Origin of the sequence: Micromonospora narathiwatensis (genome assembly GCF_900089605.1) — a bacterium.
Classification (GTDB): domain Bacteria; phylum Actinomycetota; class Actinomycetes; order Mycobacteriales; family Micromonosporaceae; genus Micromonospora; species Micromonospora narathiwatensis.
This window is the reverse complement of record NZ_LT594324.1, coordinates 905,524-931,528: the sequence shown is the minus strand read 5'-3', so window position 1 is coordinate 931,528 and position 26,005 is coordinate 905,524. Positions and strand designations below refer to the sequence as shown.

Below are 26,005 nucleotides of genomic sequence, written 5' to 3'. Positions count from 1 at the left end.
CTGTTAAACCACCGTCTCCGTAACTCGTGCCCGCACCGTCAGACCCCGAACGCGCGGGTGAACCGCACGTCGCCCTCGGCCATGTCCCGCATGTCGCTGACCCCGTGCCGGAACATCACGGTCCGGTCGATGCCCATGCCGAACGCGAATCCGGAGTAGACCTCCGGGTCGATGCCGCAGGCGCGCAGCACCCGCGGGTTGACCATGCCGCAGCCGCCCCACTCGACCCACCGCGGCCCGTCCCGGTGCTCCGGGAACCAGACGTCGAACTCGGCCGACGGCTCGGTGAACGGGAAGTAGTGCGGCCGGAACCGGGTCTTCGCCCCCTCGCCGAACATGGCGCGGGCGAAGTGGTCCAGCGTGCCACGCAGGTGCGCCATGGTGATGCCCTTGTCCACCACCAGGCCCTCGACCTGGTGGAAGACCGGCGCGTGGGTGGCGTCCAGTTCGTCGGTGCGGTAGACCCGGCCGGGCACGACCACATAGATCGGCGGCTTGCGGGTGAGCATGGTGCGCGCCTGCACCGGCGAGGTGTGGGTGCGGAGAACAAGGCCCGAGCCCGCCGAACCGCCGGAAGCCGCGGCGGACCCGTCGGCAGGTGCGATGTGGAAGGTGTCCATCAGGCCACGCGCCGGATGGTCGGCGGGGATGTTCAACGCGTCGAAGTTGGTCCACTCCAGCTCGACCTCGGGACCCTCGGCGATCTCGTAGCCCATCCCGATGAACAGGTCGCTGATCTGCTCCATCACGGTGCTGATCGGGTGGCGGGCACCGCGCGGCCGGCGGTCGTACGGCAGGGTCACGTCGACCCGCTCCTCGACCAGCACCCGCTCGGCCTGCTCCCGCTCCAGGATCTCCTGGCGGGCGGCGTACGCGGTCTCGATGGCGCGGCGGGCCTCGTTGACCCGCTTGCCGGCGTCGGACTTGGCGGCCGGCGGCAGCGCGCCGATCTCCCGGCGGGCCAGCGAGACCGGGGCCCGGTCACCGAGGTGCGCGGGGCGCAGCGCGGTCAGCGCGTCCGGGTCGGCGGCGGTGGCGAACGCCTTCTCGGCGTCGGCCACGGCCCCGGCCAGGGCGTCCGGGTCGAGCAGGGCGACCTGCTTCGGGTCGTACGGATCGTTGCGGTAGCTCATGGCGTACGGGCACTCCCTCACGGCGGCGCCGGCCCTCGCGGGCGGCTAGGCGAGTCTACGGACGCGCGGCTTCGCCGCAGCCCGCCGGTGGGGAGGAACGCAGGGGGAAGGGTCAGGCCCGCCGCCCGCCGACACCGGCGGGCTGGCTAAACGAACGCCGTGGCGCGGTCATCACGTGGACGACTCCCCCTGCTGTGTGTGCGCGTGACGGAGGTCAGCGCAGTGCTCTCGCTGAAGCGTACAGGCAGACGGCCGCCGCCGCAGCCAGGTTGAGGCTCTCGGCACGCCCGTGCAGCGGCACCCGGACCCGGGCGTCGGCCACCTCGGTCAGCGCCTCGGGCAGGCCGTGCGCCTCCGAGCCGAAGAGCCAGGCGGTGGGGGTGGCCAGCCGGCCGGCGTCGGCGAGGTCGTCGAGGTCGCTGTCGCCGTACCCGGTGGTGGCGAAGACGGTGAGCCCAGCGGTGCGCAGCGCCTCGACGGCCGCGACCGGGTCGGCGGCGCGGACCACGTCCACGTGGAAGAGGCTGCCGGCGGAGGCCCGTACGCACTTGCCGTTGTACGGGTCGACCGCGTCGCCGGCGAAGACCACCGCGCCCGCGCCGGCGGCGTCGGCGGTGCGCAGCACGGTGCCGGCGTTGCCCGGGTCGCGGATCTCGGCGAGCACCGCGACCAGCCGCGGCCCGCGCGCCAGGGCGGTCTCCAGGGGCACGTCGAGGTGCCGGCAGACGGCGACCAGGCCCTGCGGGGCGACGGTCTCGGTGAGCGCGGCGAGGGCCTCGTCGGTGACCTCGGAGACCGGCACGTCCGCCCGGGCGGCCCCGGCGGCCAGGTCGGCGTACCGGTCCAGGGCGGCCGGCGTGCCGAAGAGCTCGACGACGGTGCCGGCGCCGGCCAGCGCCTCGCGGACCGCCTGCGGCCCCTCGGCCAGGAACCGGCCGGTGGTGTCGCGGTCGCGGCGGCGGTGCAGCCGGCGGGCCGCGACGACCCTCGGGGTACGCGGGGTGAACGGGCCGGAGACAGCGTCGAGGCGCCTCCCGCGCGATGGTGACGGCATGGGAGACGCCTCGATCTGCTGCTGATACGGGTGGATCAGGCGGCCTGGGCCGCGGCGCCACCGGTGCCCTCGGCCGCCACGGCGGCGCGGGCCAGCTCGACGATCGCGGCGAACGACGCGGCGTCGTTGACCGCCATGTCGGCCAGGATCTTCCGGTCGACCTCGATGCCGGCCAGGCGCAGGCCCTGGATCAGCCGGTTGTAGGTCAGGCCGTTGGCCCGGGCGCCGGCGTTGATCCGCTGGATCCAGAGCTGCCGGAAGTCGCCCTTGCGGTCGCGACGGTCCCGGTAGGCGTACTGCATCGAGTGCAGCACCTGCTCCTTGGCCTTGCGGTAGAGGCGGGAGCGCTGACCGCGGTAGCCGCTCGCGGTCTCCAGCAGGGTACGACGCTTCTTCTGGGCGTTAACAGCCCGCTTGACGCGTGCCATCTCAACTCCTTCTTCGGTTCAGGTGGCGCGCGTCAGCGGCCGAGCAGCTTCTTGATTCGCTTGACGTCGGCCTTGGCCACCTCAACGGTGCCGGTCAGCCGACGGGTGCGGGTGGAGGCCTTCTTCTCCAGGTTGTGCCGCATGCCGGCCTGCTGGGCAACGATCTTGCCCTTGCCGGTCACCTTGACCCGCTTGCCCATACCCGTGTGGCTCTTCATCTTCGGCATGTGGAACGTCTTCTCCCTGTTACTGGCCGCTGGTGTCAGCGGTCGGGCCGGTCTCGCCGGCTGCTGCGGTCCCGCCAGCCTCCGGAGTCTCGCCGGCCACCGGAGCACCGGCCTCCTCCGCCGCCCGTTCCCGGGGCCCACCGCGGGACGCCGTGGCGGCGACCGCGGAGGCCTTGACGGCCCGGTGCGGAGCGAGAACCATGATCATGTTTCGACCGTCCTGCTTCGGAGCGGCCTCGACGTATCCCAGGTCCGTGATCTCGGACTCGAGCCGGCGCAGGAGCCGGTAACCCAGCTCCGGGCGGCTCTGCTCGCGACCGCGGAACATGATCGTCACCTTGACCTTGTCGCCGGCCTTGAGGAACCGCACCACGTGACCCTTCTTGGTCTCGTAGTCGTGCGGGTCGATCTTCGGCCGGAGCTTCATCTCCTTGATGACGGTCTGCTGCTGGTTACGCCGCGCTTCGCGCGCCTTCAGTGCGCTCTCGTACTTGAACTTGCCGAAGTCCATGAGCTTGCACACCGGCGGGCGCGCCATCGGCGCAACCTCGACCAGGTCCAGGTCGACGTCCGCGGCCAGCTGAAGGGCGCGCTCCAGCGGGACGATGCCCACCTGCTCACCTTCAGGGCCGACCAGTCGGACCTCACGTGCCCGGATCTGCTCGTTCACGCGTGGTTCGACGCTGATGGGGCCTCCTCGAGTCGAGTCTCCTACGGTGCCGACTCCGCGGGCTCCCGGGCGGGAGCCGACCCGGAAAGCAGAAGGCCCCGGCACATGCCAGGGCCCGCTCGACCGGTCGGCACGATCACATGATCGCGCATCCGGGACCGGGAAATGCCCGGAACCGGGGACCGGACCCGGCCACCTTCGCGGCGACTCGGGTGGGAGCAGGCGCTCCGCTTCAGGACCACCCACACGTCAGGGACGGGGGCAGTCTGGTCGACCTGGCAACACTACACCGTCGCCCCACAGTCCCTCAAACCGGGCCGGCGGCTGGGCGGGTCAGTGGGGGGTGGGGTCGCCGGCCAGGGCGGCCAGGTGGGCCTGGTGCAGGCGGCGCAGCGCGCGCACCCCCTCGACCGCGCGCTCCTTGTCGGCGGCCTGGAGGGCGACCATCGGCAGCAGGTCGTCGTCGTACAGCTCCAGGCTGGCCCACGGTGCGCCGCGGTCGAACCGGACCCCGCGGATGACCTCCCAGGGCAGCTCGTGCGAGCCGATCACGTTGCGGACCCGGACGCCCCTGGCGTCTGCCACCACCCGGGGGCGGGTGAAGAGCAGGATGCCCAGGGCGCCGAAGACGCCCAGACCGATCATGGCGAGCTGGTCGCCCCGCTGGAACGTGCCGTAGCCGTTGCCGGTGCCGCCGGTCAGCGACGTGGCCACCAGGCTGAACACCACCAGCAGGGTGGCGGCCGACACCCAGCAGACCAGCCGGATCCGCCGGGGCCGCACGGTCACCACTGAATCGCTCACGCCGCCGCCTCGCCTCGCGCCGCGGCGGCGTGAGGCGCCACGCTACCGAGCCTGATGGTTCGCTCGCTCCGCTCGCTCACGCGACCAGTCTGCCACCCGGCTCGGGCGCGGGTTCCGCCGCCACACGGACGGGCGCCCGCCTCGGTACGCCGGCCACCAGCACCGCCACCGCGGTGAGCCCGGCGCCGGCCAGCACCGGCCAGCGCGCCCCGGCGCCCCCGGGCAGCGCCAGGTCCAGCACCAGGGCGCCGCCGAGCTGCCCGGCGACCAGCGCCAGACCGGTCCGCAGCACCCCGGCGGCGCGGACGCCGACCAGCAGGGCGAGCACGATGCCGACCCCGAGCACGCCGCCGACGTACAGCCACCACTGCCCCGGCCAGCGCGGCCCGACGGCGAACGCCCCGACCAGCGCGGCCACCGCGAAGATGGGCGGGGTGCTGACGGCGAAGTTGACCGCGATACCGGCCGACGTGGTCCCGGCGGCGGAGACCCGGCCGTTCAGCGCGGCCTGCAGGGCCACCGCCAACCCACCGGCGACCGCGAGCAGGACCAGCCCCACCGCCAAATCACCGACCGGACGGCCGAGCTGGGCGAGGGCCACCGCGGCGATGCCGAGCAGCCCTCCGGCGACGCGCGGCGCGGTGAGCGACAGCCGCCCGGCCGGGGACAGGCCCGCCCGGTCCACGGCCAGCCCGCCCAGGCTGCCACCGGTCACCTGGGCGATGGTGAACACCGCCACCCCGAGCACCGGCACGACGTACGTGCCGATCACCACGATCGCGGCACCGCCGAGCCCGCCCAGATACGACCACCAGGGCAGGCCGGCGCGGCGCAGCGTGGCCAGCCCGGCCCGCATCGAGGGGAGCGCGACCAGCCCGACCAGGACGAGGAGGCAGCCGCCGAGGTTGTTGACCACCGCGCCGAGCACCGGGTCGCCGGCCCGCTGCCCCAACTCGGAGTTGACGACTCCCTGCGCGGCCGAGGCCACCCCGCCGAGGACGACCAGCGACAGGGCGGCCGGGGCCGGCAGCGGCCTCACAGCCGGCACGCGTGGATGTTGGTGACCAGGATCGCCCGGGCGCCCAGCTCGTACAGCTCGTCCATGATCCGGTGCACGTCGTCGCTCAGGACCATCGCCTGCACGGCGACCCAGCCCTCGCGGTGCAGCGGGGAGACGGTCGGCGACTCGATGCCGGGGGTCAGCGAGCTGGCCCGGTCGAGCAGCCCGGCCGGCACGTCGTAGGCCAGCATCACGTAGCGCCGGGCGACCAGCACGCCGTGCAGCCGGCGCAGCAACTGGTCCGCCTGTGCGCAGCCCGGGGCACCGGCCCGGCGGACCAGCACGGCCGAGGAACGCAGCAGCGGCTCCCCGAACACCACCAGACCGGCCTGGCGCAGGGTGGCGCCGGTCTCCACCACGTCGGCCACCACGTCGGCCACGCCGAGCCGGATGGCGTTCTCCACCGCGCCGTCCAGGCGGATCACCTCGGCCTTGACGCCCAGCTCCGCCAGGTGCCGCTCGACCAGGCCCGGGTACGCGGTGGCGATCCGGTGCCCGCCGAGTTGCTGGACGGAGTCCACGTCCTCGGGGCGGGCCGCGAACCGGAACGTCGCCCGGCCGAAGTTCAGGTCGACGACCTCCTCGGCCGGCGCACCGGAGTCGACCAGCAGGTCGCGGCCGGTGATGCCGACGTCGAGGTCACCGGAGCCGACGTAGGTGGCGATGTCCTTGGGGCGGAGGTAGAAGAATTCGAGGTCGTTGGACTCGTCCCGGCAGACCAGATCCTTCGGGTCGGTGCGTTGGCGGTAGCCCGCCTCGCGCAACATCTGGGCGGCCGACTCGGCCAGTGCGCCCTTGTTGGGTACGGCGACACGCAGCATGGGTGGAGTGCTCCTTCGGTCGATCGGGATGATCAGCGGACGGGAACACTCACAGATGTCGGTAGACGTCCTTGAGTTCGAGACCGGTGGCGAGCATCAGCACCTGGGCCTGGTAGAGCAGCTGGGAGATCTCCTCGGCGGCCCGCTCGGGGCCCTCGTGCTCGGCGGCCATCCACGACTCGGCCGCCTCCTCGACGACCTTCTTGCCGATGAAGTGCACCCCCTTCTCCAGCGCGGCGACCGTGCCCGAGCCCGGGGTGCCGGCGGCGGCCTTGGCCTGCAGCTCGGCGAACAGCTCCTCGAACGTCTTCACGGGAGGCGATTCTTCCAGTTCGCCGGCGGTGCCGCGCGCGGCGGGTCCGGCCCGGCCCGGTGGTCGGGACGGCACGCCAGACCGAACGTGATCCAATTCCCTACCGCGACGGTGGGACAAGTCTCGGCCCCGGCCGACCATGGCTCTACGCTGTCGGCCATGGCGAAAACCCCCCGCATCCTCGCGCTCGGCGCGGCCGGCACCGTCCTCGTCGCGGTCGCCGCCTGCGCCCCGCAGGACGATCCCACCCCGACGCCCACCACCGCCGCGTCCTGCACGAAGGACACCATGCCGACGCGGACCCCCGGCAAGCTCACCGTCGCCACCGACGAGCCGGCCTACGAGCCGTGGTTCCGCGACAACAAGCCGGACAACGGCGAGGGCTACGAGGCCGCCGTCGCGTACGCGGTGGCCGAGAAGCTCGGGTACGCCCGCGAGGACGTCACCTGGACCCGGGTGAAGTTCGACTCCGCCATCGCCCCCGGCCCGAAGAGCTTCGACTTCGACATCAATCAGTTCTCCATCAGCGAGGAGCGCAAGCAGGCGGTCGACTTCTCCGCCCCCTACTACCTGGTGCGGCAGACCGTGATCACGCTCAAGTCCTCCAAGATCGCCGGGAAGAAGTCACTGGCCGACCTGAAGGACGCCACCCTCGGCGCCCAGGTCGGCACCACCAGCTACCAGGCGATCACTGACGTGATCAAGCCGACCCGGAAGCCGCAGGTCTTCAACAACAACGACGACGCCAAGAAGGCGCTGCAGAACGGTCAACTCGACGGCCTCGTGGTGGACCTGCCGACCGCCTTCTACATGACCGGCGCGGAACTCACCGACGCCACCATCGTCGGCCAGGTGCCGCAGGTCGGCGCGCCCGAGGCGTTCGGGCTGCTGCTGGACAAGGACTCCCCGCTCACCCCCTGCCTCAACGCGGCGGTCGGCCAGCTCGACAAGGCCGGCACCCTCAAGGAGTTGCAGCAGAAGTGGCTCGCCCAGGCGGCCGGAGCGCCCGAGCTCACGTGAGCCTGCCGGTCCACACCCCCTCGGCCGCCCAACAGCGGCGGACGGCGTACCGGCGCCGGCAGACCGTACGCAGCGTGCTGGTCGCCGCCACCTCCACGGCGGCGCTCGGCACGCTGCTGGTCATCGCCGTCACCGGCGCACCCGGCTGGGACCGGGTCCGCAGGTCGTTCCTGAACCCGGAGATCGCCCGGGACGCCCTGCCGGAGGTGCTCGACGGGCTCCGGCTCAACCTGTGGCTGCTGCTCTGCTGCGCCGCCGGCTCGCTGCTGCTCGGGCTGCTCATCGCGCTCCTGCGCACACTGCGCGGCCCGGTCTTCTTCCCGGTACGGGCGCTCGCCACCAGCTACACGTACACCTTCCGTGGCCTGCCGTTGATCATCGTGATCTACGTGCTGACGCTGGGCGTGCCCGGGTTGCGCCTGCAGGGGATGCCGTCGGTGCTGGTGCTCGGCGGCCTCGCGCTGGTGCTCACCTACAGCGGGTACCTGGCCGAGGTCTTCCGGGCCGGCATCGAGTCGGTGCACCCGAGCCAGCTCGCCGCGGCCCGGTCGCTCGGGCTGACCTACCGGCAGACCATGCGGCACGTGGTGCTGCCACAGGCCGTCCGCCGGGTGGCCCCGCCGCTGCTCAACGACGTAGTGGCCTTGCAGAAGGACGTCGGCCTGGTCTCCCTGGCCGGGCCGATCGACGCGGTCCGCGCCGCCCAGATCGCCACCGCGCAACACTTCAACTACACCCCGTACATCGTGGCCGGGGTGTTGTTCGTGCTGCTCGCCATCCCGCTGATCGCGGTCACCGACTGGGTGACGCTGCGCGCGGCCCGACGCCAGTCCGGAGGTTGAGATGCCCGTGCTGACCTGCCGAGGGCTGCGCAAGGAGTTCGGCGGCCACGTGGTGCTCGACGGGCTCGACCTGACCGTCGCCGAGCATCAGGTGGTGGCGCTGATCGGCGCCTCCGGCTCGGGCAAGTCGACCCTGCTGCGCTGCGTCAACCTGCTGGAGGAGCTGGACGACGGCACCATCGAGCTGGACGGGGAGGACATCTCCGACCCCCGGGTCGACCCCGACCTGGTCCGCCGCCGGATCGGCATGGTCTTCCAGTCGTACAACCTCTTCCCGCACCTGACCGTGCTGCAGAACATCACCCTGGCCCCGCGCCGGGTGCACCGCCGGGCCCGCGCGGAGGCCGAGGCCCAGGCTCGGGAGTTGCTCGCCCGGGTGGGGTTGGGCGAGAAGGCGGACGCGTACCCGGACCGGCTCTCCGGCGGGCAGCAGCAGCGGGTGGCCATCGTCCGGGCGCTGGCCAACTCCCCCCGGCTGATCCTGCTCGACGAGGTCACCTCGGCCCTGGACCCGGAACTGGTGGGCGAGGTGCTGACGTTGATCCGCGAGCTGAAGGCCGACGGGATGACCATGGTGCTGGCCACCCATGAGATGGGGTTCGCCCGCGAGGTAGCCGACCAGGTCTGTTTCCTCGACGGGGGCCGGGTGGTGGAGGCCGGGCCACCGGCGCAGGTGCTCGGCGAGCCGACCCAGCCGCGTACCCGGCAGTTCCTCAGCCGGATCATCGAGGCCGGCCGGCTCTGACCACGGGGCACCCCCTTCGGACCTGATATCACCATCGGATCGCCCCCGCCTTCCGCAACCGGCGCGGGGGCGATCCGATGTCGGCAGCGCTCGTCGCGTGAAAGCATCATAGAAAGGGGCCTTTCGAAAGCGCCCTTTTGAAGGCTATCCTTCGACACATGCCCGATCAGCAGCCCCGCGAGATCACCGACGTCGACACCCTCCGCGCCCTCACGCACCCGTTGCGGCTGCGCATCCTCAACGCGGTCGGCCTGCACGGCCCGCTGACCGCCACCGAGGTGGCCGAACGGGTCGGCGAGAGCCCGGCCAACTGCTCCTGGCACCTGCGGCAGCTCGCCCGGTACGGCTTCGTCACCGAGGCCGGCGGCGGCACCGGCCGACAGCGGCCCTGGCGGCTGGTCACCGACGGGCACCGGTGGGGTGCCGGCGAGGAGAACCCCGAGCTGGCCCGGGCCGGCGACGCCGCCGCCCGCGTCCTGCTCGACCTGGAATACCGCAAGCTCTGGGACTGGATGGCGGCCCGCCGCCAGCAGCCCGCCGTCTGGCGGGACGCCGGTTCCTTCAACCAGTTCCTCGGCTGGTGCACGGCGGAGGAACTCGCCGAACTGCAAGAGGAGATCCGAGCGCTGTTCGGGCGCTATGTGGACCGACTCGCCGACCCGGCGGCCCGCCCAGCCGGATCGCGGCCGGTACGGCTGATGGCCTGGGCCGTGCCCGAGGTCGACGGACCGGTCGTCGACGACGCCGACGCGGAAGGAGACGAGGCCCGATGAGACAGCTGCTGCGCCGGCCGGACTTCCGGCGGTTCTTCCTCGCGTTGACCGTGAGCATGATCGCCGAGTCGGTCCTGCTGCTGGCTCTGGCGGTGTGGGTCAAGGAGCTGACCGGCTCCGACGGGCTGGCCGGTGCCACCTTCGTGGCGCTGACCGCGCCGATGGTGCTCGCCCCGCTGGTCGGCTGGGTGGTCGACCGGGCGCACCGCCGGACGCTCTTCGTGGCGCTCAACGCGGTCACCGCCGCGCTGCTGCTGCCGCTGCTGGCCGTCCACGACGACAGCCGGCTCTGGATCATCTACGCGGTCGCCGCCGGCTACGGGCTCTCCTACATCGCGCTCGGCGCGACGGTCACCGCGCTCGTGCAGGAGCTGGTTCCCGCCCACCTGCTGCCCGACGCCAACGGCGCGTCCCAGACCGTCAAGCAGGGGCTGCGGCTGGCCGGCCCGCTGCTCGGCGCCGGCCTCTACGTCCTGCTCGGCGGACCGGCACTGGCCGGTGCCTGCGCGCTCGGCTTCCTGCTGGCGGGCGCGATCGGCCTGACCCTGCGTACGGCCCCGGCTCCTGTGGAGGATGACAGGGCGGTGGTCGGCGGAGACCCGGGCACCACGCCGACCGGGGCGGCGACGCCGCGCGGGACCGCTGCCGGAGCCACCACCGGCGGGCGCGGTGCGCTGGTCGCCGGGCTCCGGCACCTGGTGGCCGAGCCCGCGCTGCGCCGGGCGCTGGTGGCGGTCGTGGTCGCCACCGTCGGGCTGGGGTTCGGGGAGACGCTGTGGTTCGCGTACGTGGACCAGGGGCTCGGGCGGCAGCCCGCGTTCCTGGGGGTGCTGGTCTCCGTGCAGGGGATCGGCGGCCTGGTCGGCGGAATCGGCTCGGCCGCCCTGGTACGCCGGTTCGGCGAGCTGGGCACCCTGGCGCTCGGCGTGGCCGCCCTCGCCGCCGGGACCCTCGCCATGGTCCGCCCGGGCCTGGTCCTCGCCTTCGTCGGAATCATGCTGATCGGGCTCGGGCTGCCGATGTCGATGGTGGGCACCATGACGCTGATGCAGCGGCGTACCCCGCCGGAGCTGGTCGGCCGGGTCTCGGCCGCGCTGGACGCGCTGGCCAGCGGTCCGCAGGCGGTGGCGATCGGGGCGGGCGCCCTGCTGGTCGGCCTGGTCGACTACCGCCTGTTGTACGCGGCCATCGGGGTGCTGCTGCTGGTCGCGGCCGGCTACCTGCTCACCGGCCGTCGCCTCACCACCCCGGCCGCTCCCGCACCGGCCACCGCGCCGGCCGAGCCGGCACCGGCCGCCGCCGGGTAGCGCGGCTGCACCTCGGCGAGGTGGCGGCATCCGTGACCACCGGACACCGCCACCTCGCCGACCCGCAGTCGATCAACCGGCCCGGGCCGACCACCCCGCCAGGGCCCGGGTCAGGCGAAGCCGACCCGGTGGCCGTTGAGGGCGTCGAGGGTCCGGATCGCCAGGGCGGCGTCCAGGGCCGCCACCGTGGCCGCCCAGCCCTTGTCCTCCGCCGAGCCGGGCAGCCCGGCCCGGTCCCGGGCCTGCTCGATGGTGTCCACCGTGAGCACCCCGTGCGCCACCGGCTTGCCCTCGTCCAGCGCGACCCGGGTCAGCCCCTCGGTCACCGACTGGCAGACGTAGTCGAAGTGGGCCGTGGCGCCCCGGACCACCACGCCGAGGGCGACCACCACGTCGTACCGGCGGGCCATCGCCTGGGCCACCACGGGCAGCTCCACCGAACCGGCCACCCGGGCCACCACGGACCGCGCGCCGCACGCCTCGGCGGCGGCCACCGCCCGCTCGACCATGTGGTCGGTGAGGTCGCCGTGCCACCGCGCGGCCACGATGCCCACGATCAGCCCGGCCGCGTCCACCGCGGCGACGCCCGGTTCCCCGAAACCCGCCATGCCTACGCTCCGATCTCGTCGCCGGCGACCGGGCGGCCCATCGGCGCCTCGGTCACCTCGTCCAGCCCCTCCAGGAGGTGGCCCATCCGGTCCCGCTTGGTCCGCAGGTAACGCACGTTCTCCGGGTTCGACCGGACGGGCAGCCCCTCACGGCCGCTCACCGTGAGGCCGTACCCCTCCAGGCCGGCCCGCTTGGCCGGGTTGTTGGTCAGTAGCCGCATCGAGCGGACGCCGAGGTCGTAGAGGATCTGCGCGCCGGTGCCGTAGTCCCGCGCGTCGGCGGGCAGCCCCAGGTCGAGGTTCGCGTCCACGGTGTCCCGCCCCTGGTCCTGAAGCTGGTACGCCTGGAGCTTGTGCAGCAGCCCGATCCCGCGCCCCTCGTGCCCGCGCACATAGAGCACCACGCCGCGCCCCTCCTGGGCGACCCGGGCCAGGGCGGCCTGCAACTGCGGCCCGCAGTCGCAGCGCAGCGAGCCGAACACATCGCCGGTGAGGCACTCGGAGTGCACCCGGACCAGCACGTCCGCACCGTCACCGAGGTCGCCCATGACCAGCGCGACGTGCTCGGCCGGATCGTGCTCGCTGCGGTAGCCGAGCGCCCGGAACACCCCGTACGGGGTGGGCATCCGTGCCTCGGCGACCTGCTCCACCTGCTTCTCGGTACGCCGCCGGTAGGCGATCAGGTCGGCGATGGTGACCAGGGTCAGCCCGTGCTCGGCGCAGAACTTCTCCAGGTCCGGCAGGCGCATCATGGTGCCGTCGTCGTTGACCAGCTCGCAGAGCACCCCGGCCGGGCGCAGCCCGGCCAGCCGGGTCAGGTCCACGGCCGCCTCGGTGTGCCCCGGCCGGCGCAGCACGCCGCCCCCACGGGCGCGCAGCGGCACCACGTGCCCGGGGCGGGCCAGGTCGGTCGGGCCGGTCGACGGGTCGGCGAGCAGCCGGATGGTGTGCGACCGGTCGGCCGCCGAGATCCCGGTGCTGACCCCCTCCCGGGCGTCCACGGTCACCGTGTACGCGGTGCCCCGCCGGTCCTGGTTGGTGTGGTGCATCGGGGGCAGGTCCAGCCGGTCGCACTCGCTCTCGGTGAGCGGCACGCAGATGTAGCCCGACGTGTAGCGGACCATGAAGGCGACCAGCTCCGGGGTGGCCAGCTCGGCCGCGAAGATCAGATCGCCCTCGTTCTCCCGGTCCTCGTCGTCGACCACGACGACGGGCCGGCCGGCGGCGATGTCCGCCACCGCCTCCTCGATGCTGCCAAAGGTGGTGGTCATGCGACGGCCTCCGAGTACGTCGGCGGGATCGGGGTGCGGGCCGGCGGCGTGGCCCGCGAGGTGCGCCACCAGGCGGCCAGTCCGGCCGCGCAGAACCCGCCGTAGACCAGGTACATGGCGGCCGACGGATAGAACCCGCCGCGCAGCAGCAGCGGCACGCCGACCGCGTCGACCGCGATCCAGATCAGCCAGAACTCCACCCAGCCACGGGCCATGCCGTACGTGGCGAGCAGGCTGCCGACCAGGATCCAGGCGTCCGGCAACGGCCCCCACGAGCCGAGCGCGGCCAGCACCGGATACGCGGCCGCGGTGCCGACCGCCGCGGCGGCGAGCAGGCCGAGCCGCTCCCGGCCGGTGGCCCAGCGTGGGGTGACCGCCGGCTGCTCCGCGCCACCGGCGCGCCGGTTACGCGACCAGCGCCACCAGCCGTACACGCTGACCGCGAAGAAGAAGACCTGCCGGCCGGCCTGGCCGTAGAGGTCGTGCGCCTGCGGGGTGGCGAAGGCGCCGCCGAGGAACACGGTGAACAGCAGCGCGTTGCCGATCATGCCGATCGGCCAGGCCCAGACCAGCCGGCGCAGCCCGAACAGCGCGGAGGCGAGGCCGAAGACGTTGCCGACGATCTCCCGGACCAGCACCGGCGACCCGGCGACCTGGAGCTGGGCGTCGAGCAGCCAGCCGAGCGGGCCCATCAGCGGGCACCCGCCGGACCGTCGGCGAGGCGGTCGCCGAGCAGCCGCTCGACGTACTTGGCCAGCACGTCGACCTCGAGGTTGACCGGGTCGCCGACGCCCTTGGCGCCGAGGGTGGTGAGCTTGAGGGTGGTGGGGATCAGCCCGACAGCGAACCAGTCGTCACCGACCTCGGCGACGGTCAGCGACACGCCGTCGACGGTGATCGAGCCCTTCTCCACCACGTACCGGGAGAGCGCGGCGGGCAGCCGGAAACGGACCGTCTCCCACTGCGCGGCCGGCTCCCGGGAGACGATCTCGCCGACCCCGTCGACGTGCCCCTGGACGAGGTGCCCGCCGAGCCGGCTGTTCAGCGCGGCGGCCCGTTCCAGGTTGACCGGGTCGCCCGGGCGCAGCGCGCCGAGCGCGGTACGGCGCAGGGTCTCCCCCATCACGTCGGCGGTGAACACGCCGCCGTCGACGTCGACCACGGTCAGACAGACCCCGTTGACGGCGATGGAGTCGCCGTGCCGGGCGTCGGAGGTGACCAGCGGGCCGCGGACGGCGACCAGCGCCGAATCGCCCCCGGTCTCGGTGGTCCGGACGACCTCGCCCAGTTCCTCGACGATGCCGGTGAACATTCAGGCCTCCCTCTTCCGGGGCAGCGCGGTGATCCGCAGGTCGGGACCGACCTGCGTGACATCAGTGATCTCCAGGTCGATGACGTCGGCGATGGTGGTCACGCCGGCGTCGAGCAGCGCGGTCGGGCCGGCGCCGAGCAGCTTCGGCGCGACGTACCCGACGACCCTGTCGACCAGGCCGGCGGCGAGGAACGCGCCGGCCAGCCGGGGGCCGCCCTCCAGCAGGGCGGCGCGGACGCCGCGGTGGTGCAGCTCCGCGAGCAGCGCCGGCAGGTCGACCCGGCCGTCCGGGCCGGCGCCGACCTCGGCGGCGGTGGCGATCCAGGTCCGGGCGGCGCCGTCGCGGACCCGGGCGTCGGCCGGGGTACGCCCCGAGCTGTCCACCACCACGCGCAGCGGCTGCCGGATGGCGAGGGTGCCGTCGCGCAGGTTGCGGGCGGTCAGCCGGGGGTCGTCGGCGAGCACGGTGCCCACCCCGGCGATCACCGCGTCGACGGTGCCGCGCAGGGCGTGCACGTCGATCCGGGCCGCCTCGGAGGTGATCCACATGCTGGTGCCGTCGGCCGCGGCGGAGCGCCCGTCGAGGGTGGCGGCGTACTTCCAGATCACGTACGGCCAGCCACGGCGCATCGAGGTGAGCCAGGCGACGTTGCCGGCCTCGGCCTCCTCGGCGCGTACCCCCATCTCGACCTCGACCCCGGCGGCGCGCAGGGTGGCCGCGCCGCCGGAGGCGACCGGGTTGGGGTCTCCGACGGCGACCACCACCCGGGTGACCCCGGCCGCGATGAGCGCGTGGCTGCACGGGCCGGTGCGGCCGGTGTGGTCGCAGGGTTCCAGGGTGACCACGGCGGTGCCGCCCTGGGCCCGCTTGCCGGCCTGGGCGAGGGCGACGATCTCGGCGTGCGGACCGCCCGCGTACGCGTGGAACCCCTCGCCGACGATCTCGCCGGCCGCGTCGAGCAGCACGCAGCCGACCACCGGGTTGGGGCTGGTGGTGCCGAGGCCGCGGGCGGCCAGGGTGATCGCACGGCGCATCGCCTCGTCGACGGAGACGCTCGCCATCGCCTGTCCCTGCCCTCTCGCTCGCCGGTCGGCGCGGGCGGGGGCTGGGAGGTTGCGGCACGGATGCCGCGGACACGCGGCGGCGGAGACCCGGGGACGGCGACGCCGACCCCGGGAAACCCAGGCGACGGCTGACGATGCCAGCGGCCGGCAGGGGCCTCCCCGTCCCGCGCGCTGTCTCCCATCCGGACTGTCTGGGGGCGGACGAGCCGCACCCCAACCGTCGGCCCCGGATTCTCACCAGGTCCACCTTCCGGCCGAAGCCGTCCGGGTCGCGGGCTTACCACGGTCGGGCCGTGGATCACCGCCGGTTCGGAATTTCACCGAGCCCCGCCAGCGCGTGGTGGGTATACCGAAAGTCTTACACGCTGGATGGGGCGCCGCGCCAGAGAGGCGAGCTACCTCACAGCGCGGAGTGCCCGGTTCAGGTGACCCCGCGCCGGCGGTCGACCGCGACGTACGACCCGGGTTGGCTCTTGGCGACCGTCTTCATCTCGGAGGCGACGGCGATCGCCTCCAGCGGGCTGGTGAAGCGCTTGCCGGCGTCGGAGAGGGAGACCCCGATCGAGAGGGTGACCAGGGCGGCCCGCCTGATGTTGCCCCGCCGGTCCTTCAGCTCGACGAAGCCGCGCTCCCGGTCGGTGGGGTCGTAGAGGGCGTCGGCGGCCTTCTCGAAGTCGACCACCGCCTTGCTGGTCAGCAGCCGGACCTGGTTGGGGGCGCAGACGATGACGAAGTCGTCGCCGCCGACGTGGCCGAGGAACGCCGGTGGCAGGCCGATCGACACCACCGCGCGGTGCAGGCTGCGGGCCAGGGCGGAGATGAACTCGTCGCCCCGGACGAAGCCGTACCGGTCGTTGACGCTCTTGAACCGGTCGATGTCGATGTATCCGACGGCGTAGTCGACGCCGCCGCGTACCCGGTCGCTGATCTCCCGCCGGATCCGGCTGTTGCCGGGCAACCCGGTCAGGGGGGAGACCTCGCGGAACTCCTTGTTGCGGCGCAGCGTGGAGCTGACCCGGGCGACCAGTTCGGCGGTGTCGAAGGGCTTCACCAGGTAGTCGTCGGCGCCGGCGCTGAGGCCGTTGACCTTGTCGACGGTCATGCCCTTGGCGGTCAGCATGATCACCGGCAGCGCCGAGGTCATCGGGTCGGCGCGCAGCCGCCGGGTCAGCTCCAGGCCGTCGATGCGCGGCATCATCAGGTCGACCACCGCCAGGTCCGGCCGGTGCCGCTCGATCACCTCGAGCGCCTCCTGGCCGTCGGCGGCGTGCAGCACGTCGAAGCCGTGCAGGCGCAGGTTGAACTCGACGAACCGCGCGATGTCCTCGTCGTCGTCGACGACCAGGACGACGTCGGGTCGCTCGCCGGACGGTTCCACGTCAGCCGCCAAGGGCCGCACGTTCCGCCAGGCCCCGCAGGCGGCGTACCGCCTCGGCGGGATCGTCGGCGCCGTAGACGGCGGTGCCGGCGACGAAGGCGTCCGCGCCCGCGGCGGCGGCCTGCTCGATGGTGTCGGCGGCGATCCCGCCGTCGACCTCGATCCGCAGCTCCAGATGGCCGCTGTCCACGTGCTGTCGGGCCGTGCGCACCTTGTCCAGCAACTGCGGGATGAACCGCTGCCCGCCGAAGCCGGCCTTGATCGTCATGATCAGCAGCGTGTCGAAGCTGGGCAGCAGCTCCAGGTACGGCTCGATCGGGGTGTCCCGGTCGATCGCCAGCCCCGCCTTCGCCCCGGCCGAGCGGAGGTCCTTGGCGAGCGCCACCGGGTCGTCGCACGCCTCGGCGTGGAAGGTGACGTTGTACGCGCCGGCGTCGGCGTAACCGGGGGCCCAGCGGCGTGGGTCCTCGATCATGAGGTGCACGTCGAACGGCAGCTCGGTCGCCGCGCGCAGGCTCTGCACCACCGGCAGCCCGATGGTCAGGTTCGGCACGAAGTGGTTGTCCATGACGTCGACGTGCAACCAGTCGGCGGCGTGTTCGACGGCACGGACCTCGTCGGCGAGGCGGGCGAAATCGGCGGCCAGGATGCTCGGCGCGACGATCGGCGGCGGTACGGTCACCGGGCCAGTGTACGAACGCGGCCAGTCGCTGTCCGCAGCGCGGCACCGACGGGAACCCGCTGTGATCCAGCAGTGACCCCGGGTGCCCGATTGGCCCGTCCGGTCGGTTGATCCGGCACGAAAAGCCATCAGCTACTGGCCGAACGACCGAAAGACCGCCAAACTCCAACAGGGACGGTCACGTTGGCGGCACGCCCGGTGGCGGGTACCCAGACCGCCGCGGCGCCTGCCACCTCCCGGAAAGGGCGGACGATGCGACGGTGGCTCCTCGCGCTGGCGCTGGCCGGCACGGCGGCGACGGTCCTCGGTGGCTGCGTCCAGCCACACGGGGTCGACGGTGACCTGACCGACGGCTGGTCCGCGCTGCCGGCGCCCCGGCCGTTCATCCCCGCCACGGACACCTGTCTGCCCCGGCTCACCGCCGTGGTGCAGGCCGGCACGTACGAGACGGTGGACTGCGCGCGGAGCCACCTCGCCGAGGCGGTGCACGTCGGCGCCTTCACCGGGTCGGTGGCGTCCGGCGCCCGCCCGGAGCCGGGCTCCGCGGGCCTGCGGCCCGCCCGCGCCGAGTGCGATCAGCGGGTTCGGGAGACCATCGGCGGGGACTGGCACGCCGCACGGCTCACCCTGACCGTCGCGCTGCCCTCGGTGGCCGCCTGGCAGGGCGGGGCGCGCTGGTACCGCTGCGACCTCGCCGAGACCGACAGCATCGACAACACCCGCCCGGTGAACCGGGTGGGCAGCCTGCGCGGGGCGATGGTCGGCGACAACCCGCTCGTGCACCGCTGCTTCGACCCGAAGCTGATCGGCGACAACCTCAACTACATGGCCCCGGTGCTCTGCACCGAGCCGCACCGCGCCGAGTTCGTCGGCGTCTACGCCGAACGCGACATGAGCTGGACGGAGTTCAACCGCTCCACGAGCCGGGTGCACCGCCGCTGCATGTCGCTCATCGCCGGGTTCGCCGACGTGCCGTACAACAGCGACCTGCAGTACCGGGTCGGCTCCATCTTCTACCCGCCGTCGCGGCGCGAGTGGGAGGAAGGCGACCGGGGGGTGCGCTGCTTCCTGTGGAGCGACGACCGGAAGCTGACCCGCTCGATGCGCGGCGTCGGCCCCGAGGGACTCCCCGTCACCTGAGCCCGGTGCCGTATGCTGCACCGCCGTGGGCGGTGCGAGGAAGGGTCCCTTCCTGCGTACCCGGCGGGGCGCCACCACGGTCGACGGGGAGGTCGGTGCGCGATGCGGCGATGGTGGACGGCGGTCGCCGTGGGCGCGACGGCGGTGCTGGCGCTGGCCGGGTGCGGCGTCCCGGCCGGGGTGGACCGCGACCTGACCGACGACTGGCCCGCGTTCCCGGCCGTCGAGGGGTTCGTGCCGGAGGCCGGGGTCTGTCACGCCACGATCCAGGACGTCGGATACCTCAGCGGCTACAGCCCGATCGACTGCAGCACGTCGCACCGCGCCGAGACGCTGCACGTGGGCACGCTGACCGGTGCGGACGCCGGCCGGGGCGCTCCCCCGCGGGCCGGGTCGACCGGGATACGGACCGCGCGCGCCGAGTGTGACCGCCAGGTCAGCAAGGCCGTCGGCGCGGACTGGCGCTCGGGGCGGCTACAGCTCTCGGTCGTCTTCCCGTCGGCACTGGCCTGGAGCGGCGGGGCCCGCTGGTTCCGCTGCGACCTCTCCGAGGTGACCAGCCTCGACGACGGCAGCATCACCGCGCGCAGCGACAGCCTGCGCGACGCCCTGGCGCCGGGGTCCCCGCTGGCGCTGGGCTGCTTCGAACCGAAGCTCAGCAAGGACGACATCGAGGAGATGCGGCCGGTCGCCTGCACCGCCAAGCACCACGCCGAGTTCGTCGGGATCTACCCGTTCCCCGACGTCGCGTACGCCGAGTTCCAGCGCAACTCGCTGCGGGCGCACAAGGCGTGCCGGGGGCTGATCGCGACGTACGTCAAGGTGCCGAACAACAACGACCTGCAGTACCGGGCCGGCACGATCATCTACCACCCGCTCGAGGACCAGTGGAAGGACGGCGACCGCGGGGTGCAGTGCTTCCTCTGGGTGGAGGACCGGACGCTGACCCGCTCGCTCAAGGGCGCCGGCAACAAGGGCCTGCCGGTCCGCTGACCGGGACGGGGTGGGACCGCCGTTGCCGGTCGGCCCCACCCCGCACGGACGGTCAGCTCACCTGGAGCGTCACGTCGTCGATGACGAAGCTGGTCTGCAACGACGCGTCCTCCACGCCGGTCCACTTCAGGGTCACCGTCTGCCCGGCGTACGCGGCCAGGTTGAAGCTGCGCTGCGTGTAGCCGGCGGCGGCGTTCAGGTTCGAGTACGTCGCCAGCGTGGTCGTGCCCACCTGGAGGGTCAGCTTGTCGTACGCCGTCGTCGAGGTGGTCTCCGCGGTGTCGATGTGCAGCCAGAACGCCAGGGTGTAGCTGGCGCACCCGGCCGGCAGGGTCACCGACTGCGACAGCGTGTCGGTGTGCGAGGTGCCGTACCCGTCCAGCCACGCCTTGTACGAACCGGTCCGCGCCGCCTGGCCCTGGGCGTTGGTGATCACGCCCGAGGTCGCCGTCCACGGCGTGGTGCCGGACTCGAAGCTGCTGTTGCCGATGAGCTGCCCGCCTGTGCAGCCGCCGGTGCCGGTCACGGTGAGGGTGTAGGTGGCGCTGCGGGTGGTCGACCCGGTGCCGGTGACCGTGATGGTGTACGTCCCGGTGGCCGCCGTCGACGAGGCGCTGACCGTCATGGTGGCCGAGCCGCCCGAGGTGACCGAGGACGGGCTGAACGACACGGTCACCCCGCTGGGCGCGCCGGTGGCGGAGAGGCTGACCGTCTGGGCGCTGCCGCTGGTGGTGGCGGTGCTGACGGTCGCGGTGGTGGCGGCGCCGCCCCGGACCACGCTGCCCGAGGTCGGGCTCACCGAGACGGAGAAGTCGTTGGTCGGGGTGCCGCCGACCGCGAGCTGCCAGATCGCGTACGCGACACCGTCGGCGGCCCGGTTGAGGATGGTCGCGTTGATGTTGCTGGTGGTGTCGCAGGCCTTGTGGTAGCAGGAGTCGTACGCCGCCCCGGCGGTGCCGCCCCACTTGCTGGCCTGGGCGGACGTCTTCGTGTAGCTGGCGCCCGCCGCGTAGCCGGAGGTGGGGATGCCGGCGTTGGCGAACGAGTAGTCGTCGGAGCGGCCCTGCCCCTCGGTGTTCTCCTCCGGCTGGATGCCGAACGAGTCCCAGTACGCCTTCAGCGGCGCGGCCGTGGTCGAGGTGACCCGGTTGATGAAGTAGCCGCCGTTGGGCGAGGCGACCATGTCGAAGTTGTAGTACGCCTTGATGTAGCCCTTCTGGGTGGCGCTCAGCGAGTTGACGTAGAACTTCGAGCCCTGCAGGCCCTGCTCCTCGCCGTTCCACCAGGCGAACCGGACCCGCTGGGTCATGGTCGGGTTCTGCTGCGCCAGCACCAGGGCGTTCTCCAGCAGGGTGGCCGAGCCGGAGCCGTTGTCGTTGATGCCCGGCCCGGCGGCGACGCTGTCCAGGTGGGCGCCGAACATGACGACCTGGTCGGCGGGGCCCTGCGGCCACTCGGCGATCAGGTTGCTCGCCGGGTAGGTGCAGTTGGTGCAGGTCTGCTCGGTGACGGTGTAGCCGGCGGCCTGGAGCTTGGACTTCACGTAGCTCACCGAGGCGGTGTAGCCGGCCGAGCCGGCCCGCCGGGTGCCGCCGTTGCTGGTGGCGATGGTGTTGAGCTGGGTCAGGTGGGCCTGCACGTTGGTCACCGAGATGTCCGGTGCGGCCAGGGCCAACGCGGGGGCGGCGGCCACCGGGGCGGCGGAGGCAGGGGTGCCGCCCAGGGCCGCCGTCACGGCGGCGAACAGGGCGAGCGCGAGGCCCGCGGTCGGGGTGCGGCGTCTCATGGGGACTCCTCGTGGGGGTCGGCGGGTGTTGCGGGGGCGGGGTGGCGCGAACCGGTGTGTTCCGGCGTCGACGAAACCGCGATCGGAACAGTTACATGCGTCGATCAATGAAGTCAACGCCCTGTCACAACCGGTGGACGTTCGCCCCCTTTCGCGCCTGCCGGCGGAACGGTCGTACCGGCCGCGGACCGGGTGGGCCCGGACGACGCGACCCGGGGCAGGAGACCTGCCCCGGGTCGCGGGGGTGTGCCGAACGCGCTCGGGCTCAGCCCCGGCGCAACAGGGCCATGAACATCGCGTCGGTGCCGTGCCGCTGCGGCCACAACTGCACCGTGGGCCCGTCCCCGAGCCCCGGCATGCCGGCCGGCAGCAACGGCCGGGCGTCGACGAAGTCGATCGGGAACCCGGCGCGGCGGGACGCCTCGGTCACCGTCACGTGCGTCTCCACCGTGTGCGGGGAACAGGTGACGTACCCGACCAGCCCGCCGGGCCGGACCGCCCGCAACGCCGCGGTGAGCAGCTCCCGCTGCAGGCGGGTCAGCGGCGGCAGGTCCGACGGCCGACGGCGCCAGCGCGACTCCGGCCGGCGGCGCAGCGAGCCGAGCCCGGTACACGGGGCGTCGACCAGCACCCGGTCGAAGTGCCCCTCCGGCAGCTTCGGATCGGCCCCGACCGTCCGCCCGTCGGTGTTCAGCACGGTCACCGGCAGCCCCCGGGTGGCCTGGGTGACCAGCCGGGCCCGGTGCTCGGCCACCTCGACCGCGGTGAGCCGGGCGCCGCGCTGCGCGGCGAGCGCGCCGAGCAGGCCCGCCTTGCCGCCGGGACCGGCGCACAGATCCAGCCAGCGGCCGTCCGGGCCGTCCAGCGGCGCGGTCGCGAGGACGTTCGCCACCAACTGGGAGCCCTCGTCCTGGACGTGGGCGCGTCCCTCGGCCACCGCCGCCAGCTCCCCCGGCGCGCCGCCGGACAGATAGACCGCGTACGGCGAGAAGGCGCCCGGCGCGCCGCCGACCTCGTCGGCCAGCTCGACCGGATCGGCCAGGCCCGGACGGGCGCACAGGTGCACCGGCGGGCGCTCGTTGTCCTCGATCAGCAGGCGCGCCGTCTCGCCCAGGTCGCCGCCGAGCGCCTCGGCGAACGCCCGGACGATCCACTGTGGGTGGCTGTACGCCAGCGCCAGGTGACCGATCGGGTCGGTCTCCGCCGACGGGGCGAGCTTCGCCACCCAGCCGTCGACGTCGCGGGTGGCCACCTCGCGGAGCACCGCGTTGGCGAAGCCGGTGGCCCCGGGGCCGACGGTCCGGACCAGGTCCACGGTGGACGAGACCGCCGCGTGCGCCGGCACCCGGGTGTGCAGCAGCTGGTACGCCCCGAGCCGCAGCGCGTCCCGTACCGGCGGGTCGATCCGCTGCACGTCCCGGCCGGCCGCGTCGGTGATGATCGCGTCCAGGGTGCCGGTGTGCCGCAGCGTGCCGTAGGTCAGCTCGGTGGCGAACGCGGCGTCCCGCCCGGTCAGCCCCTCGTCGCGCAGCATCGCCGGCAGCACCAGATTGGCGTACGCGTCGTCCCGGTGCACCGCCGCGATCGCCTGATAGGCCACGTGCCGGGGCAGGTCGACGGCGGGGCGTACCGGACGACGGTCGCGCCGGTCGGCGCCGAAGCGTCCCTCGCGGGACGTCCCCTCGCCCCGGCGGCCGGGGCGCTCACCGCGCTGCCCGCCCGTCGGTCGGCCACCCCCGCGGGACCGGTCGCCCTGGGGCTCGGACGGCCCGGTCACGCGAGCACCTCGCCGGCGGCGACCCGGGCGCCGCGCGCCCAGTCGCCCGCCGACATGGCCTTCTTGCCGGCCGCCCGAACCTCGCCGAGCTGCACCGGCCCGGTGGCCGTGCCGACGAACACCCGAGACTTCTCGACCAGCAGCTCACCGGGCTTCAGCTCCGGGCCGTCGGCCAACGGGGTGACCGGACCGAGCTTCACCCGGTCGCCACGGAACGTGGTCCACGGGCCGGGCGCCGGGGTGCAGGCGCGGACCCGCCGATCCACCGCGAACGCCGGGTCGGTCCAGCGGATCCGGGCGTCCTCGACGGTCAGCTTGGGCGCGAGGGACACCCCGTCGGCGGGTTGCGGCACCGCCCGGGCGCTCCCGGCCGCCAGCGCGTCCAGGACGGCCACCAGCAGGCCGGCGCCCGATTGGGCGAGCCGGTCCAGCAGATCGCCCGAGGTGTCGGTGGCGCGGATCTCGTCGGTGACCGTGCCGTACACCGGGCCGGTGTCCAGCCCCGCCTCCAGCTGGAAGACGCTGGCCCCGGTCAGCTCGTCGCCGTGCAGCACGGCGTGCTGCACGGGGGCCGCGCCGCGCCAGGCCGGCAGCAGCGAGAAGTGCAGGTTGATCCAGCCGTGCCGGGGGATCTCCAGCGCCACCGGCGGCACCAGCGCGCCGTACGCGACCACCGGCACGCAGTCCGGGGCCAGCTCGCGGAGCCGGTCCAGGAACTCGGGCTCGCGGGGCTTCGCCGGGGTGAGCACCTCGACGCCGTGCGCGTCGGCCCACGCGCCGACCGGAGAGCGGAGCAGACCCCGCCCGCGCCCGGCCGGCGCGTCGGGACGGGTGACCACGGCCAGCAGCTCGTGGCCGGACGCGGCGATGGCGTCCAGGGCGGGGACGGCGACGGCCGGCGTGCCGGCGAAGACCAGACGCATCCGCCTCACCGCCCCAGCCCGAACGGGCTGCCGGCGGTGTGCGGGCTGAGCTTGACGGTCGGCGGAGCGTCCGGGTCGTACCACTCGGCCTGGCGGATCGCCTTCATGGCCGCCTTCCGGCCGGCCGGATCCAGCCGGTCGACGAAGAGGACCCCGTCGAGGTGGTCGGTCTCGTGCTGGACGCAGCGGGCCATCAGGCCGGTGCCGACGATCTGCAACGGGTCGCCGTGGCCGGTGAAGCCCTTGGCGATGACGTTCTGGCGGCGCTTGGTGTCAAAATAGAGCCCGGGGATGGACAGGCACCCCTCCGGGCCGTCCTGCTCCTCCTCGTCCGGGAACTCCAGCACCGGGTTGACCAGGTGCCCGACGATGTCGTCCACGTCGAAGGTGAACACCCGAAGGCCCACCCCGAGCTGCGGCGCGGCCAGACCGGCGCCGCCCCGATCGCGCATCGTATCGGTCAGGTCGGCGATCAGCCTGCGCAGCTCGGCGTCGAAGTCGACCACCGGGTCGGCCGGCGTGCGCAGCACCGGATCCCCGAACAGACGGATGGGCTGGACGGTCACGCGGGGCGGCTCCTTGTCTGGGACGGGTGCTGTCGTACCAGTCTACGGAGTCGCCCGCGGCGCCCCGCCCGGCGTGCCGCGATCGGTGTGCGACGACACGTCACCGCCGGCAAGGTCACCGAGAGTGACGGGCGGGTTGGCCTCGCCCGGCTCAGGCGCCGGTGCCCGGCTCCCCCGCGAGCACCGCGTCGCCGCCGAGCAGGGCGTGCTCGGGCAGCGGGAGCGGGGTGCCGTGCGCGGCCGCCCAGTCGTGGATCACACTGGGGCGGGCCTGGGCGGTGAAGTAGTCGATCGCGCTCATCCCGCCGACCACCGGTTCCTCCACCTCGCCGACCAGCCGGGCGGGGACCAGCGGGAAGCCGCTCTGCAGGGCGGCGCTGAGCCGCCGGTGCCCGTCCACCACGAAGAAGTACTCGCCGGTGTAGCCGATGGTCAGCGGGGGCAGGGCCTCGTCGCCAGCCTCAGCCACGTCACCCACGAACTCGGAGTCCCAGAGGCCCCGCAGGGTGGCGATGTCCTCGGTCGGGTAGACCCGGGCCGGGTCCAGCAGCAGCAGTGGCGTGCCCTCGCGCAGCACCTCGGCGCCGAGCCGCCCCTCGAAGACGTCGATGACGTGCTGGATCACCTGCTCGGGGGTGGCCCGGGTGGTGTCGCAGATCAGGTCGTAGTTGCGCAGCCGGGCCTTGTCGACGCCGTACCGGACGATGAACCGGCCGCGCTCGCTCTCGCTGCGCTCCCTGAGCTTGGTCCGGGCCTCCTCCAGCGAGGTGTAGCTCTCGGCCGGGCCGGACGGGCGGGCGAGCACCCGCCGGGCCGCCTCGGTCGGCTCGGTGATCATGTGCACCTTGAGCGCGTCGGTGAAGAAGTGCCAGGCCAGCCGGGAATCCATCACCAGCCGCTCGCCGGAGGCGGCGATGTCCCGCTGGAGCTGGTCGACGTACCCGTCGACGGCCTGGTCCAACTCGGCGTGCAGGTTGAGCTGGAGGGCCGTCATCTGCCGCTCCTGGGCCATCTGCCGGTAGAGGTCGCCGACGCTGACCCGGCGCAGCCCCAGCCGCTTGGCGATCTCGACGGAAACGGTGCTCTTGCCGCTGCCGAGGTCACCGTTGAAGACGATCGATTGACGAACGGTCACGAGTGGTCCACCCCTGCTCACCGGCTGGTTGACATCATCGGTTCGGCGCCGGCTCGACGTGCTGCCGCCTGTGTCGCGGCCAGCCTCCGGCAACTCCGGCTCGGCGCGTCTGACGCCGCGCCGCGACCGGGAGTCATCGTGCGTCCGGGCATGACGGGCGATGCTATCACGC

Annotated in this window: 28 protein-coding genes and 1 riboswitch; of the genes, 7 read left to right on the top strand and 21 right to left on the bottom strand. The window is 73.4% G+C overall.

Going from position 1 to position 26,005, the window contains the following annotated elements:
• Window positions 1–38: 38 nt before the first annotated feature.
• The 9 genes from pheS to GA0070621_RS04220 all read right to left on the bottom strand — a co-directional run bounded on the left by pheS (window position 39) and on the right by GA0070621_RS04220 (window position 6,510).
• Window positions 39–1,133, bottom strand: coding sequence for a phenylalanine--tRNA ligase subunit alpha (gene pheS / locus GA0070621_RS04260; RefSeq protein ID WP_091191757.1), 1,095 nt, complete (start codon window positions 1,131–1,133; stop codon window positions 39–41).
• Window positions 1,134–1,347: 214 nt separating this feature from the next.
• The gene (locus tag GA0070621_RS04255) at window positions 1,348–2,187 is read right to left on the bottom strand and encodes a TrmH family RNA methyltransferase (RefSeq protein ID WP_091191756.1); all 840 of its coding nucleotides are present in this window, start codon (window positions 2,185–2,187) and stop codon (window positions 1,348–1,350) included.
• Window positions 2,188–2,222: 35 nt separating this feature from the next.
• On the bottom strand, window positions 2,223–2,615 hold the full coding sequence (gene rplT, locus GA0070621_RS04250) for a 50S ribosomal protein L20 (protein WP_091117620.1): 393 nt from the start codon (window positions 2,613–2,615) through the stop codon (window positions 2,223–2,225).
• A gap of 32 nt (window positions 2,616–2,647) precedes the next feature.
• Entirely contained in the window at window positions 2,648–2,842 is a 195-nt protein-coding gene (gene rpmI, locus GA0070621_RS04245; protein WP_091191754.1) for a 50S ribosomal protein L35, read from the bottom strand.
• A gap of 19 nt (window positions 2,843–2,861) precedes the next feature.
• Entirely contained in the window at window positions 2,862–3,512 is a 651-nt protein-coding gene (infC, locus tag GA0070621_RS04240) for a translation initiation factor IF-3 (protein WP_091191753.1), read from the bottom strand.
• A gap of 333 nt (window positions 3,513–3,845) precedes the next feature.
• Complete coding sequence (locus GA0070621_RS04235; protein WP_167666572.1) at window positions 3,846–4,316, bottom strand: PH domain-containing protein; 471 nt, start codon at window positions 4,314–4,316, stop codon at window positions 3,846–3,848.
• Window positions 4,317–4,392: 76 nt separating this feature from the next.
• On the bottom strand, window positions 4,393–5,364 hold the full coding sequence (locus GA0070621_RS04230; protein ID WP_167666571.1) for a DMT family transporter: 972 nt from the start codon (window positions 5,362–5,364) through the stop codon (window positions 4,393–4,395).
• A complete protein-coding gene (gene hisG, locus GA0070621_RS04225; protein WP_091191747.1) occupies window positions 5,352–6,197 on the bottom strand; it encodes an ATP phosphoribosyltransferase in 846 nt (281 codons plus the stop codon). The genes GA0070621_RS04230 and hisG overlap by 13 nt, the downstream gene beginning before the upstream one ends.
• A 49-nt stretch (window positions 6,198–6,246) precedes the next feature.
• Window positions 6,247–6,510, bottom strand: coding sequence for a phosphoribosyl-ATP diphosphatase (locus GA0070621_RS04220; RefSeq protein WP_036375234.1), 264 nt, complete (start codon window positions 6,508–6,510; stop codon window positions 6,247–6,249).
• Between the two features lie 159 nt (window positions 6,511–6,669).
• Between GA0070621_RS04220 and GA0070621_RS04215 the strand changes: the two genes are divergently transcribed.
• The 5 genes from GA0070621_RS04215 (at window position 6,670) to GA0070621_RS04195 (ending at window position 11,197) form a co-directional block, all read left to right on the top strand.
• A complete protein-coding gene (locus tag GA0070621_RS04215; RefSeq protein ID WP_091191745.1) occupies window positions 6,670–7,530 on the top strand; it encodes an ABC transporter substrate-binding protein in 861 nt (286 codons plus the stop codon).
• Window positions 7,527–8,372, top strand: coding sequence for an amino acid ABC transporter permease (locus GA0070621_RS04210; protein ID WP_091191743.1), 846 nt, complete (start codon window positions 7,527–7,529; stop codon window positions 8,370–8,372). Before GA0070621_RS04215 ends, GA0070621_RS04210 begins: the two co-directional genes overlap by 4 nt.
• Before the next feature lies 1 nt (window position 8,373).
• Window positions 8,374–9,117 (top strand): amino acid ABC transporter ATP-binding protein, encoded by a 744-nt coding sequence (locus tag GA0070621_RS04205; RefSeq protein WP_091191741.1) that lies wholly within the window; start codon window positions 8,374–8,376, stop codon window positions 9,115–9,117.
• 158 nt (window positions 9,118–9,275) lie between these two features.
• On the top strand, window positions 9,276–9,890 hold the full coding sequence (locus tag GA0070621_RS04200) for a winged helix-turn-helix domain-containing protein (RefSeq protein WP_091191740.1): 615 nt from the start codon (window positions 9,276–9,278) through the stop codon (window positions 9,888–9,890).
• Entirely contained in the window at window positions 9,887–11,197 is a 1,311-nt protein-coding gene (locus tag GA0070621_RS04195) for an MFS transporter (RefSeq protein WP_091191738.1), read from the top strand. Before GA0070621_RS04200 ends, GA0070621_RS04195 begins: the two co-directional genes overlap by 4 nt.
• A 110-nt stretch (window positions 11,198–11,307) precedes the next feature.
• On the opposite strand, the gene ribH is transcribed toward GA0070621_RS04195, so the two are convergent.
• The 7 genes from ribH to rpe form a co-directional block, all read right to left on the bottom strand.
• On the bottom strand, window positions 11,308–11,805 hold the full coding sequence (ribH, locus tag GA0070621_RS04190; protein WP_091191735.1) for a 6,7-dimethyl-8-ribityllumazine synthase: 498 nt from the start codon (window positions 11,803–11,805) through the stop codon (window positions 11,308–11,310).
• 2 nt (window positions 11,806–11,807) lie between these two features.
• Entirely contained in the window at window positions 11,808–13,076 is a 1,269-nt protein-coding gene (locus GA0070621_RS04185; protein WP_091201981.1) for a bifunctional 3,4-dihydroxy-2-butanone-4-phosphate synthase/GTP cyclohydrolase II, read from the bottom strand.
• Window positions 13,073–13,768, bottom strand: a complete 696-nt coding sequence (gene pnuC, locus GA0070621_RS04180; protein WP_091191733.1) for a nicotinamide riboside transporter PnuC — start codon at window positions 13,766–13,768, stop codon at window positions 13,073–13,075. The genes GA0070621_RS04185 and pnuC overlap by 4 nt, the downstream gene beginning before the upstream one ends.
• Window positions 13,768–14,388 (bottom strand): riboflavin synthase, encoded by a 621-nt coding sequence (locus tag GA0070621_RS04175; protein ID WP_091191732.1) that lies wholly within the window; start codon window positions 14,386–14,388, stop codon window positions 13,768–13,770. Before GA0070621_RS04175 ends, pnuC begins: the two co-directional genes overlap by 1 nt.
• Window positions 14,389–15,450: a bifunctional diaminohydroxyphosphoribosylaminopyrimidine deaminase/5-amino-6-(5-phosphoribosylamino)uracil reductase RibD gene (ribD, locus tag GA0070621_RS04170; protein ID WP_091191730.1), complete on the bottom strand. Its 1,062-nt coding sequence runs from the start codon at window positions 15,448–15,450 to the stop codon at window positions 14,389–14,391.
• Window positions 15,451–15,619: 169 nt separating this feature from the next.
• Window positions 15,620–15,792, bottom strand: a riboswitch (FMN riboswitch).
• Window positions 15,793–15,874: 82 nt separating this feature from the next.
• Window positions 15,875–16,852, bottom strand: a complete 978-nt coding sequence (locus tag GA0070621_RS04165) for a GGDEF domain-containing response regulator (RefSeq protein WP_197673945.1) — start codon at window positions 16,850–16,852, stop codon at window positions 15,875–15,877.
• Window positions 16,833–17,513: a ribulose-phosphate 3-epimerase gene (rpe, locus tag GA0070621_RS04160; protein ID WP_091191727.1), complete on the bottom strand. Its 681-nt coding sequence runs from the start codon at window positions 17,511–17,513 to the stop codon at window positions 16,833–16,835. Before rpe ends, GA0070621_RS04165 begins: the two co-directional genes overlap by 20 nt.
• Window positions 17,514–17,765: 252 nt before the next feature.
• Here rpe and GA0070621_RS04155 point away from each other — a divergent pair, with 252 nt between their 5' ends.
• Both GA0070621_RS04155 and GA0070621_RS04150 read left to right on the top strand, forming a co-directional pair.
• Entirely contained in the window at window positions 17,766–18,653 is an 888-nt protein-coding gene (locus GA0070621_RS04155) for a septum formation family protein (RefSeq protein WP_091191725.1), read from the top strand.
• A 102-nt stretch (window positions 18,654–18,755) separates the two neighbouring features.
• Window positions 18,756–19,646 (top strand): septum formation family protein, encoded by an 891-nt coding sequence (locus tag GA0070621_RS04150; protein WP_091191723.1) that lies wholly within the window; start codon window positions 18,756–18,758, stop codon window positions 19,644–19,646.
• 52 nt (window positions 19,647–19,698) lie between these two features.
• Here the strand turns inward: GA0070621_RS04150 and GA0070621_RS30300 are convergent, their stop codons facing one another.
• The 5 genes from GA0070621_RS30300 to GA0070621_RS04125 all read right to left on the bottom strand — a co-directional run bounded on the left by GA0070621_RS30300 (window position 19,699) and on the right by GA0070621_RS04125 (window position 25,833).
• On the bottom strand, window positions 19,699–21,432 hold the full coding sequence (locus tag GA0070621_RS30300) for a M28 family peptidase (protein ID WP_091191721.1): 1,734 nt from the start codon (window positions 21,430–21,432) through the stop codon (window positions 19,699–19,701).
• A 265-nt stretch (window positions 21,433–21,697) separates the two neighbouring features.
• Window positions 21,698–23,209, bottom strand: a complete 1,512-nt coding sequence (locus GA0070621_RS04140; RefSeq protein ID WP_091191719.1) for an RsmB/NOP family class I SAM-dependent RNA methyltransferase — start codon at window positions 23,207–23,209, stop codon at window positions 21,698–21,700.
• Complete coding sequence (gene fmt, locus GA0070621_RS04135; RefSeq protein ID WP_091191718.1) at window positions 23,206–24,132, bottom strand: methionyl-tRNA formyltransferase; 927 nt, start codon at window positions 24,130–24,132, stop codon at window positions 23,206–23,208. The genes GA0070621_RS04140 and fmt overlap by 4 nt, the downstream gene beginning before the upstream one ends.
• A gap of 5 nt (window positions 24,133–24,137) precedes the next feature.
• The gene (gene def / locus GA0070621_RS04130; RefSeq protein WP_091191716.1) at window positions 24,138–24,698 is read right to left on the bottom strand and encodes a peptide deformylase; all 561 of its coding nucleotides are present in this window, start codon (window positions 24,696–24,698) and stop codon (window positions 24,138–24,140) included.
• A 151-nt stretch (window positions 24,699–24,849) separates the two neighbouring features.
• Window positions 24,850–25,833 carry an AAA family ATPase gene (locus tag GA0070621_RS04125; protein WP_091191714.1) on the bottom strand — a complete coding sequence of 328 codons (984 nt, stop codon included), beginning with the start codon at window positions 25,831–25,833 and terminating at the stop codon, window positions 24,850–24,852.
• Window positions 25,834–26,005: the final 172 nt, after the last annotated feature.

What these genes read in the sequence shown, in the direction of transcription:
- GA0070621_RS04175 (WP_091191732.1), bottom strand. Translation starts at nt 14,388, where the DNA reads ATGTTCACCGGCATCGTCGAGGAACTGGGCGAGGTCGTCCGGACCACC.
- pheS (WP_091191757.1), bottom strand. Translation starts at nt 1,133, where the DNA reads ATGAGCTACCGCAACGATCCGTACGACCCGAAGCAGGTCGCCCTGCTC.
- ribH (WP_091191735.1), bottom strand. Translation starts at nt 11,805, where the DNA reads ATGGCGGGTTTCGGGGAACCGGGCGTCGCCGCGGTGGACGCGGCCGGG.
- fmt (WP_091191718.1), bottom strand. Translation starts at nt 24,132, where the DNA reads ATGCGTCTGGTCTTCGCCGGCACGCCGGCCGTCGCCGTCCCCGCCCTG.
- GA0070621_RS04215 (WP_091191745.1), top strand. Translation starts at nt 6,670, where the DNA reads ATGGCGAAAACCCCCCGCATCCTCGCGCTCGGCGCGGCCGGCACCGTC.
- GA0070621_RS04205 (WP_091191741.1), top strand. Translation starts at nt 8,374, where the DNA reads ATGCCCGTGCTGACCTGCCGAGGGCTGCGCAAGGAGTTCGGCGGCCAC.
- GA0070621_RS04200 (WP_091191740.1), top strand. Translation starts at nt 9,276, where the DNA reads ATGCCCGATCAGCAGCCCCGCGAGATCACCGACGTCGACACCCTCCGC.
- GA0070621_RS04155 (WP_091191725.1), top strand. Translation starts at nt 17,766, where the DNA reads ATGCGACGGTGGCTCCTCGCGCTGGCGCTGGCCGGCACGGCGGCGACG.
- hisG (WP_091191747.1), bottom strand. Translation starts at nt 6,197, where the DNA reads ATGCTGCGTGTCGCCGTACCCAACAAGGGCGCACTGGCCGAGTCGGCC.
- GA0070621_RS30300 (WP_091191721.1), bottom strand. Translation starts at nt 21,432, where the DNA reads ATGAGACGCCGCACCCCGACCGCGGGCCTCGCGCTCGCCCTGTTCGCC.
- GA0070621_RS04150 (WP_091191723.1), top strand. Translation starts at nt 18,756, where the DNA reads ATGCGGCGATGGTGGACGGCGGTCGCCGTGGGCGCGACGGCGGTGCTG.
- pnuC (WP_091191733.1), bottom strand. Translation starts at nt 13,768, where the DNA reads ATGGGCCCGCTCGGCTGGCTGCTCGACGCCCAGCTCCAGGTCGCCGGG.
- GA0070621_RS04195 (WP_091191738.1), top strand. Translation starts at nt 9,887, where the DNA reads ATGAGACAGCTGCTGCGCCGGCCGGACTTCCGGCGGTTCTTCCTCGCG.
- ribD (WP_091191730.1), bottom strand. Translation starts at nt 15,450, where the DNA reads ATGGCGAGCGTCTCCGTCGACGAGGCGATGCGCCGTGCGATCACCCTG.
- GA0070621_RS04185 (WP_091201981.1), bottom strand. Translation starts at nt 13,076, where the DNA reads ATGACCACCACCTTTGGCAGCATCGAGGAGGCGGTGGCGGACATCGCC.
- rpmI (WP_091191754.1), bottom strand. Translation starts at nt 2,842, where the DNA reads ATGCCGAAGATGAAGAGCCACACGGGTATGGGCAAGCGGGTCAAGGTG.
- GA0070621_RS04255 (WP_091191756.1), bottom strand. Translation starts at nt 2,187, where the DNA reads ATGCCGTCACCATCGCGCGGGAGGCGCCTCGACGCTGTCTCCGGCCCG.
- rplT (WP_091117620.1), bottom strand. Translation starts at nt 2,615, where the DNA reads ATGGCACGCGTCAAGCGGGCTGTTAACGCCCAGAAGAAGCGTCGTACC.